The organism is Amycolatopsis sp. NPDC052450 (genome assembly GCF_044547565.1).
In the GTDB taxonomy this organism is placed as follows: domain Bacteria; phylum Actinomycetota; class Actinomycetes; order Mycobacteriales; family Pseudonocardiaceae; genus Amycolatopsis.
Window position 1 is genome coordinate 117,894 of the sequence record NZ_JBIUAQ010000023.1, and the last position, 7,571, is coordinate 125,464.

The window sequence follows — 7,571 nt, forward strand, 5'->3', positions numbered from 1 at the left end:
AGGTGTGTCGTGATCGAAGAACACTTCGCAGCGTTGAGCGAGGCAGCCGGGAAGTCCGCTTCCTGGGCACCGAAGATCCGTGACTGGGGTGACCATCTGGCCACCGTGCTGTCCTCCGGCGGGCGGCTGCTGGCTTGCGGCAACGGCGGGAGCGCCGCCGAAGCGCAGCACCTCACCGGGGAACTGGTGGGCCGGTTCCGCAACGACCGGCAGCCGTTCTCGGCGATCGCCCTGCACGCGGACACCTCCGCCGTGACGGCCATCGTCAACGACTACGGCGAGCACGAGGTGTTCGCCAGGCAGGTGCGCGCACACGGCCGTCCCGGCGACATTTTGGTCTGCCTTTCGACCAGCGGGGGAAGCCAGAACGTCGTCGCGGCCGCGAAGGCCGCCCACGAACTCGGCGTGACCACCTGGGCGATCACCGGCCCCTCCCCCAATCCGCTCGCCGCGCTGTGCGCCGACGCGATCCCGGTGGAGGCGCCGTCGATGGCCACCGTGCAGGAGGTTCACCTCGCGCTGGTGCACGCCCTGTGCACCGCGTTCGACGACGCGCTCGGGGTGCCGACGTGAGGCCGCTGGTCGTACTGGGCGACGCTCTGCTGGACGTCGACGTCGACGGCACCTCGGAGCGGCTCTGCCCGGACGCGCCGGTGCCCGTGGTCGACCTCGCCCGCGAATGGCGGCGGCCGGGCGGCGCCGGGCTGGCCGCGTTGCTGGCGGCCCGGTCCACGGCCGAGGTGGTCCTCGTCGCCCCGCTGGGTGGCGATCAGGCGGGCCGGACCCTGTCCGGCCTGCTGGAACGCGAACTCCGCGTGGTGCCGATGCCCTTGTCCGGCACCACGGTCACCAAAACCCGCGTGCGCGCCGCCGGGCAGTCGCTGGTCCGGCTCGACAGCGGCGACGGCCACGCGGAGTACTCGCCGCTCACCGCCGAAGTCCGGGAGGCGCTGCGCTCGGCGGGCGCGATCCTCGTCGCCGACTACGGCCGCGGCGTGACCGGTCATCCGGAGATCCGCACGCTGCTCGCCGAACTGGCGGCCACGATCCCGATCGTCTGGGATCCGCATCCTCGCGGCACGGAGCCCGTGGCGGGGATCCGGGTGGCCACCCCGAATCTCGCCGAAGCCGAACAGTTCACCGAAACCCGCGCGGACGCCGAAGACCTGGCGAAGCAGGTGCACGCGCTCTGGAAGGCCGACGCGGTCAGCGTCACCACCGGTTCGCGCGGAGCCGTCCTGACCGAGGGCGGGGCGTGCACGACGTTCCGGCCTCCGTCGGGCATCGTCGCCAAGGACACCTGCGGCGCGGGTGACCGCTTCGCCTCCGCGGTCGCCGCCGCGCTGCTCGACGGCGCGTCCACCGCCGACGCGGTGGCCACCGGGGTCGAGACGGCGGCCAGGTTCGTGGCGACCGGCGGTGCCGCCACGTTGTCCACTGTGGACAACACCCCAGTGCCGGAGAGCGGCCACCACGGTGCTTCCGCGTTCGACGTGGCGGCGCGGGTCCGCGCGCGGGGCGGCAGGCTGGTCGCCACCGGCGGCTGTTTCGACCTGCTGCACCCCGGTCACGCCAGCCTGCTCCGACAGGCACGCGCCTTGGGCGACGCACTCGTCGTCTGTCTCAATTCCGACGCGTCGGTGCGCGGCCTGAAAGGACCAGGACGGCCGATCGTGACCGCCCGCGACCGCGCCAGGCTGCTCACCGAACTCAGCTCCGTCGACGCCGTCGTGGTGTTCGACGAACCCGATCCCGCCGCCGTGCTGGACCGCCTTCGCCCGGACGTCTGGGTCAAGGGCGGCGACTACGCGGACACGGAACTCCCCGAAAGCGCCGTGGTCCGCAGGCACGGCGGCGAGATCGTCCTGATCCCGACCATCCGCGGCTATTCCACCTCCCGGCTGGTGGCCGCGGCGGAAGGAGCATGATGCGTCCTCTCGGCAACATCCTGATCACCGGCGGTGCCTCCGGCCTCGGTGCCGCGACCGTCGAGGCCGTCCGTGAGGCGGGCGGCACCCCACTGGTCATCGACCGCGCCGAACCGGCGGGCGACGTCGCCTTCGTCCTGGCCGATCTGGCCGATTCCGCCGAGGCCGCGAGCGCCGTCGACGAACTCGCCGAACGAGCGGGCGGGATCGACGGCGTCTTCACCGCGGCGGGGACCGACGCGTGCGGCCCGCTCGACGAAGTGTCCACAGAGGACTGGGAACGCGTGATCCGGGTCAATCTGCTCGGCACGGCCGCGGTCGTCCGCGCGGCACTGCCCCATCTGCGGCTGAGCCACGGCACGGTGGTGACCTGCGCGTCGACCCTCGGGCTGCGGGTGGCCGGAGACGCCAGTGCCTACTGCGCCTCGAAATTCGGCGTCGTCGGCTTCACCAGGGCACTCGCCATGGAACTCGCGGGCCGCGTCGGGGTGACACTCCTCGTACCCGGCGGCATGCACACGGCGTTCTTCGACGACCGGGCCGAGCAGTACAAGCCGCCGCCGGACGCGAAGCTCAACCAGCCCGAGCACGTCGCGGCCTCCGTGGTCTTCGCCCTCTCCCAGCCGCCCGGCTGTGAGGTCCGCGAACTCGTGGTCTGCGCTTCGGAAGAAGGGTCCTGGCCGTGACCGGTGGCATCCTCGTGCTGCGCGCCCTCGGCCTGGGGGATCTGCTCACCGCGGTTCCCGCGCTGCGGGCCCTGCGGCGCGCCTTCGACGGCGAGCGGCTGGTGCTCGCCGCCCCGGAGAATCTCCGTGACATCGTCGAACTGATCGACGCGGTGGACGAACTGCTCCCGACGGCCGGGCTCGGCGAACTGTCCTGGCCCGGCGAGCCGCCGCGGCTGGCGGTGAACCTGCACGGCCGAGGCCCGGAGAGCATCCACGATCTGCTCGCACAGGAGCCGCTCGAACTGATCACCCACCGGCATCCGGACTTCCCCGGCGTCGACGGTCCGGATTGGCCTGCCGAGGTGCACGAAGTCGACCGCTGGTGCCGTCTGGTCGAGGCCGCCCGGATTCCGGCCGACCGCACCGACCTCGCGCTGCCGCCGCCTCCCGGCCCCAGCCCGGCGGCGGGCGCGGTGGTGATCCATCCGGGTGCCGCGTTCGCCGCCCGGCGCTGGCCGCCGGACCGGTACGCGCGGGTGGCGCGGGCGCTCGCCGAGCAGCATCGGGTGGTCGTCACCGGAAACGCGGCGGAGGTCCCGCTCGCCCGCGAGATCGCCGAGGCGGCAGGCCTGCCCGGCGAAGCGGTGCTCGCCGGCGACGCCGGTCTCGCCGAACTGGCCGCGACGGTGGCGGAGGCGCGGCTGGTGGTCTGTGGTGACACCGGGGTCGGGCACCTGGCCACCGCGTACGGCACACCGTCCGTCCTGCTGTTCGGGCCGACCCCGCCGCGGTTCTGGGGACCGCCTCCCGAAGCCCGGCAGCACACGGTCCTCTGGGTGGGCGACGTCGGCGACCCGCACGGCGGCGAGCCGGATCCGGGACTGCTGCTGCTGCGCGAGGAACGCGTCCTCACCGCGGCCGAAGACCTGCTCCGGACGGGGGTTTCCCGTGACTGAACGGGTGGGGGTGATCGGTGCCGGCTACGTCGGGCTCACGAGCGCCGCGTGCTTCACTCACCTCGGACATGAAGTGGTCTGCGTCGACAACGATCGGTCCAAAGTGGACGATCTGACCCGGGGCGAGGTCGCCATCGCCGAGCCCGGGCTCACGGAACTCGTCCGGGACGGGCTGAGCTGTGGACGGCTCCGGTTCACCACGGAAACCCGCGAGCTGTCCGATGTGGACGTCGTACTGCTCTGCCTGCCCACCCCGAAAGGGAAGGACGGCGACCCCGACGTCCGGGTGCTGGAGGAGGTCGTGGCCACCCTCCCCGGCCTGCTGGCACCCGGCTGCGTCGTGGTCACGAAGTCCACCGTCCCGGTCGGCACCGGGACCCGGCTGGCGGAGTTGCTCGGAAGGCCGGATCTGCCCGTGGTGAGCAATCCCGAGTTCCTCCGGGAGGGGCACGCCGTCGAAGACTTCCTGAACCCCGACCGGATCGTCATCGGCTCCGTGCCGGAGAACCGGGCGGCGGCCGAGCGGGTGGCGGCGTTGTACGGGGAGACGAACGCGCCGCTGTGGTTCACCGATCCGGCCAGCGCCGAGCTCGCGAAATACGCCAGCAACGCTTTCCTGGCGCTGAAAGTGTCCTATGTGAACATCCTCGCCGAACTCTGCGAGCACTACGGTGCCGACATCCGCGACGTCGGGCGGCTCATGGGACTCGACTCCCGGATCGGCCCCGCCTTCCTCGTCCCCGGCCCCGGCTGGGGCGGCTCGTGCCTGCCCAAGGACACCGCCGCACTGCTGCGGACCGCCGAACACGCGGGCGTCGACTTCGGCATCCTCCGCGACGCCATGAAGGCCAACGCGCGCCAGCGGGCGGCCGTGGTGCGGAAGATCCGCCGCGCGATCACCGGTGTTTCGGACGGCTCGCTCTCGGGCATCCGCATCGGGTTGCTCGGGCTGGCGTTCAAGGCGGGGACCGGGGATCTACGCGATTCGCCCGCCCTCGCCGTGGCACGGGAGCTCGCCAGGAGCGGCGCGGTGCTGACCGCGTACGACCCCGGGGTCGAAGCCGTCGAACCGGACATCGTGCAGGTCGTCGACGACCCGTACCTGGTGGCGAAGGACGCGGCGGCGCTGGTCGTGCTCACCGAATGGCCCGAGTTCCGAGAGCTCGATTGGGAGCGGCTCGCCGCCGCCGCCGAACGCGCCGTCGTCGTCGACGCCAGGAACCTCCTGGACCCGGCGACCGTCGCCGAGGCGGGCTTCACCCATACCGGGCTCGGTACCGATCCGAACAGGAGGACACGATGACCCAGCCGTTGAAGGCCCTCGCACTGGTGTGCTCGCTCAAACCGTCGCCCGCGCCGTCGAGCAGCGCGCTGATCGCCCAGCAGCTCCTCGACAAACTGGCCGAACGCGGCGCCACCGGTGAACTCGTGCGCGTGGTCGACCACGACGTCAAACCCGGGGTGCAGGCCGACATGGGCGACGGCGACGCCTGGCCGGAGATCCGCCGCAAGATCGCCGCGGCCGACATCCTGCTGATTTCGACGCCGACCTGGGTCGGCCACATGTCCAGTGTGGCCCAGCGCGTACTGGAACGGCTCGACGCCGAACTGTCCGAAACGGACGACGAGGGCAGGCCCGCGATGTTCGGCAAGGTCGGGGTCACCGCCGTCGTCGGCAACGAGGACGGCGCGCACAAGATCACCGCGGACCTGTTCCAGGCCCTCAACGACGTCGGCTTCACCGTGCCCGCTCAAGGCGGGACCTACTGGAACGGCGAGGCGATGCAGGGCGGCGACTACAACGACCTCGACGAAACGCCGGAAGCGGTCGAATCGACCAACGCGACGCTGGCGCGCAACGCCGTCCATCTGGCGAACCTGCTGCGGGAGAACCAGTACCCCGCCTCCTGACCCCAGGTGTGAACCAGGGCACAGCGGGGTACCCCGGTTCCGTGATCGTCAAAACGCTGGCATTCGGTGTTTGCCTGCTGCTGGCCGGCTGCACCGGAGCGAGTGGGCAAGACTCGGCCAGAGAGGCGGCCGGGCGATTCCTCGGCGCGCTCGCGTCGGGTGATCATCGCTCGGCCTGTGTCCTGCTGGCCCCCAGGGCCCAGGAGTCGTGGGCACCGGAAACCTGTGAACGCGGTCTGGCCGGTGCGAACGTCCCGGACGGAACACCCGAGACGATCTCGGTCTGGAGCGAAGAAGCCCAGGTGAAGACCGCCCGTGACACCCTCTTCCTGCACGAGTCCTCCACCGGTTGGCTGATCACGGGAGCGGGCTGCCGCCACCGCAACGAACAGGTCTACGACTGCGCGGTGGGTGGGCCATGAGAGCGCGTCCAGTGTTCACCGTCTATCTCGTCTTCGTCGTGGCCGTCCTCGGCTATTGCGTCCTACTGGGTCTGCTGCACCGGTGAAAGGGGCGGATGATGCGGCGCTTTCTGCGTGACAACGCCCTTTCGCTGAGTTTCGGGCTGCTGTTCCTGCTGAGCCTCGCCGGGCAGGCGCTGGCGGGCCTCGCCGACTACAACGACAGGCGGCTCAGCCACGCCGCCGAACCGATCGGCCTGCTCGACTACGTGACGTCCGCGGACTTCGCCGTCGACGTCGCCGAAAACTGGCAATCGGAATACCTCCAGTTCTTCCTGTACGTGTTCGCGACCGTGTGGCTGCTGCAACGGGGCTCACCCGAATCGAAACCGGCGGGCCGGGTCGGGCTGGAAACGGACAAGGATCAGCAGATCGGCCCGCACGTGACGGCCGAGTCGCCGAAATGGGCGCGGGCGGGCGGCTGGCGGACGGGGATCTTCTCCGTGTCGCTCGGCCTGGTGATGCTGGGACTGTTCCTGCTGTCGTGGCTGGCGCAGTCCGTGGCCGGGATGAGCGCCTACAACGCCGAGCAGCTCACCGAATTCGGTGATCCGGAGACGTGGTTCGGCTATCTGGCGTCGTCGGACTTCTGGAACCGCACCCTGCAGAACTGGCAGTCGGAATTCCTCGCCATCGGCTCGATGGCGGTGTTCAGCGTGTACCTGCGCCAGCGCGGATCCCCCGAATCGAAACCCGTCGGCGCACCGCACCACGCCACCGACGAATCCGGGTGATTGAACAGCGGACGGCGGGTATCCGTGAGACGTCGGACTGACGACCACGGACAGGAGTGTCCATGACCACCACCACGAAACACGACCTCGTCTCGGTGATCACGGAAGATCACCGGGCCTTCGAGCGGATCTTCAAGGAACTCGAGTCCGGCAAGGGCGGTGATCAGCACCGCAAGGACCTCGCGGACCACGTGATCGCCGAACTCGTCCGGCATTCGATCGCGGAAGAGCAGCACATGTACCCCGCCGCGCGAAAGCACCTCCCCGACGGCGACAAGGTCGCAGACCACGAAATCGAGGAGCACGCCGAAGCCGAGCGGGTGATGAACGACCTCATCGGCCTTGAACCGAAGGACAAGCGGTTCGACGAACTGGTCGGCAAGCTGATCGAGGACGTCCGGCACCACATCGAAGAGGAAGAAGGCGACCTGCTGCCGAAACTGCAGGCCGTCTGCTCGCCGGAAGACCTGCGGGAGCTGGGCGAGAAAGTGTTGCGGGCCAAGGAGATCGCCCCCACCCGGCCGCACCCCGCCGCTCCCGACCGCCCGCCGGCGAACCGGATACTGGCGCCGGGAACGGCTTTCATCGACAAGATCCGGGACGCGCTGGAAGACCGCGCCACCTGACCCTCGCTGCTTCTGCGGCACGCGAGTCCGTGAAGGCCTCCTTGAGGGACCCAGGGTCTCTCAAGGAGGCCTTCACGGAAAGCCGGTGGCGTTCCCGTGCTCAGCGACGGGTTTCCGTTGTCGCCTGGCGTTGCGAAAGTGGCTTTCGCGACACCCGCTCCCGAACCTCAGCGTCACACGCACGCTCGCGAGAGTTTCCTGGGCTGGCAAGGGTCGAGGCCACCACAGACGTGGGGGGAGGCCAATTAGCGACCCTGAAGGTTTGGTAAGTGGGTTTCGGTGACCTC

At 70.2% G+C, this 7,571-nt stretch carries 9 protein-coding genes; all 9 read left to right on the plus strand.

Annotation, left to right across the window (positions count from 1 at the left end):
- Positions 1-9 precede the first annotated feature (9 nt).
- The 9 genes from ACIHAO_RS30540 (at position 10) to ACIHAO_RS30580 (ending at position 7,284) form a co-directional block, all read left to right on the plus strand.
- Positions 10-573 carry an SIS domain-containing protein gene (locus ACIHAO_RS30540; protein WP_396563620.1) on the plus strand — a complete coding sequence of 188 codons (564 nt, stop codon included), beginning with the start codon at positions 10-12 and terminating at the stop codon, positions 571-573.
- Positions 570-1,928 (plus strand): PfkB family carbohydrate kinase, encoded by a 1,359-nt coding sequence (locus ACIHAO_RS30545; protein ID WP_396563622.1) that lies wholly within the window; start codon positions 570-572, stop codon positions 1,926-1,928. The genes ACIHAO_RS30540 and ACIHAO_RS30545 overlap by 4 nt, the downstream gene beginning before the upstream one ends.
- Positions 1,928-2,614: an SDR family oxidoreductase gene (locus ACIHAO_RS30550; RefSeq protein ID WP_396563658.1), complete on the plus strand. Its 687-nt coding sequence runs from the start codon at positions 1,928-1,930 to the stop codon at positions 2,612-2,614. The genes ACIHAO_RS30545 and ACIHAO_RS30550 overlap by 1 nt, the downstream gene beginning before the upstream one ends.
- A complete protein-coding gene (locus ACIHAO_RS30555) occupies positions 2,611-3,552 on the plus strand; it encodes a glycosyltransferase family 9 protein (RefSeq protein ID WP_396563624.1) in 942 nt (313 codons plus the stop codon). The genes ACIHAO_RS30550 and ACIHAO_RS30555 overlap by 4 nt, the downstream gene beginning before the upstream one ends.
- Before the next feature lie 4 nt (positions 3,553-3,556).
- Positions 3,557-4,855 (plus strand): UDP-glucose dehydrogenase family protein, encoded by a 1,299-nt coding sequence (locus ACIHAO_RS30560; RefSeq protein WP_396563660.1) that lies wholly within the window; start codon positions 3,557-3,559, stop codon positions 4,853-4,855.
- Positions 4,852-5,463: a flavodoxin family protein gene (locus tag ACIHAO_RS30565; RefSeq protein ID WP_396563626.1), complete on the plus strand. Its 612-nt coding sequence runs from the start codon at positions 4,852-4,854 to the stop codon at positions 5,461-5,463. The genes ACIHAO_RS30560 and ACIHAO_RS30565 overlap by 4 nt, the downstream gene beginning before the upstream one ends.
- Positions 5,464-5,504: 41 nt before the next feature.
- The gene (locus tag ACIHAO_RS30570; protein WP_396563628.1) at positions 5,505-5,885 is read left to right on the plus strand and encodes a hypothetical protein; all 381 of its coding nucleotides are present in this window, start codon (positions 5,505-5,507) and stop codon (positions 5,883-5,885) included.
- 98 nt (positions 5,886-5,983) lie between these two features.
- Complete coding sequence (locus ACIHAO_RS30575; RefSeq protein WP_396563630.1) at positions 5,984-6,658, plus strand: DUF6766 family protein; 675 nt, start codon at positions 5,984-5,986, stop codon at positions 6,656-6,658.
- Positions 6,659-6,720: 62 nt separating this feature from the next.
- A complete protein-coding gene (locus ACIHAO_RS30580; protein WP_396563632.1) occupies positions 6,721-7,284 on the plus strand; it encodes a hemerythrin domain-containing protein in 564 nt (187 codons plus the stop codon).
- Positions 7,285-7,571 lie beyond the last annotated feature (287 nt).

What these genes read in the sequence shown, in the direction of transcription:
- ACIHAO_RS30550 (WP_396563658.1), top strand. Translation starts at nt 1,928, where the DNA reads ATGCGTCCTCTCGGCAACATCCTGATCACCGGCGGTGCCTCCGGCCTC.
- ACIHAO_RS30565 (WP_396563626.1), top strand. Translation starts at nt 4,852, where the DNA reads ATGACCCAGCCGTTGAAGGCCCTCGCACTGGTGTGCTCGCTCAAACCG.
- ACIHAO_RS30575 (WP_396563630.1), top strand. Translation starts at nt 5,984, where the DNA reads ATGCGGCGCTTTCTGCGTGACAACGCCCTTTCGCTGAGTTTCGGGCTG.
- ACIHAO_RS30580 (WP_396563632.1), top strand. Translation starts at nt 6,721, where the DNA reads ATGACCACCACCACGAAACACGACCTCGTCTCGGTGATCACGGAAGAT.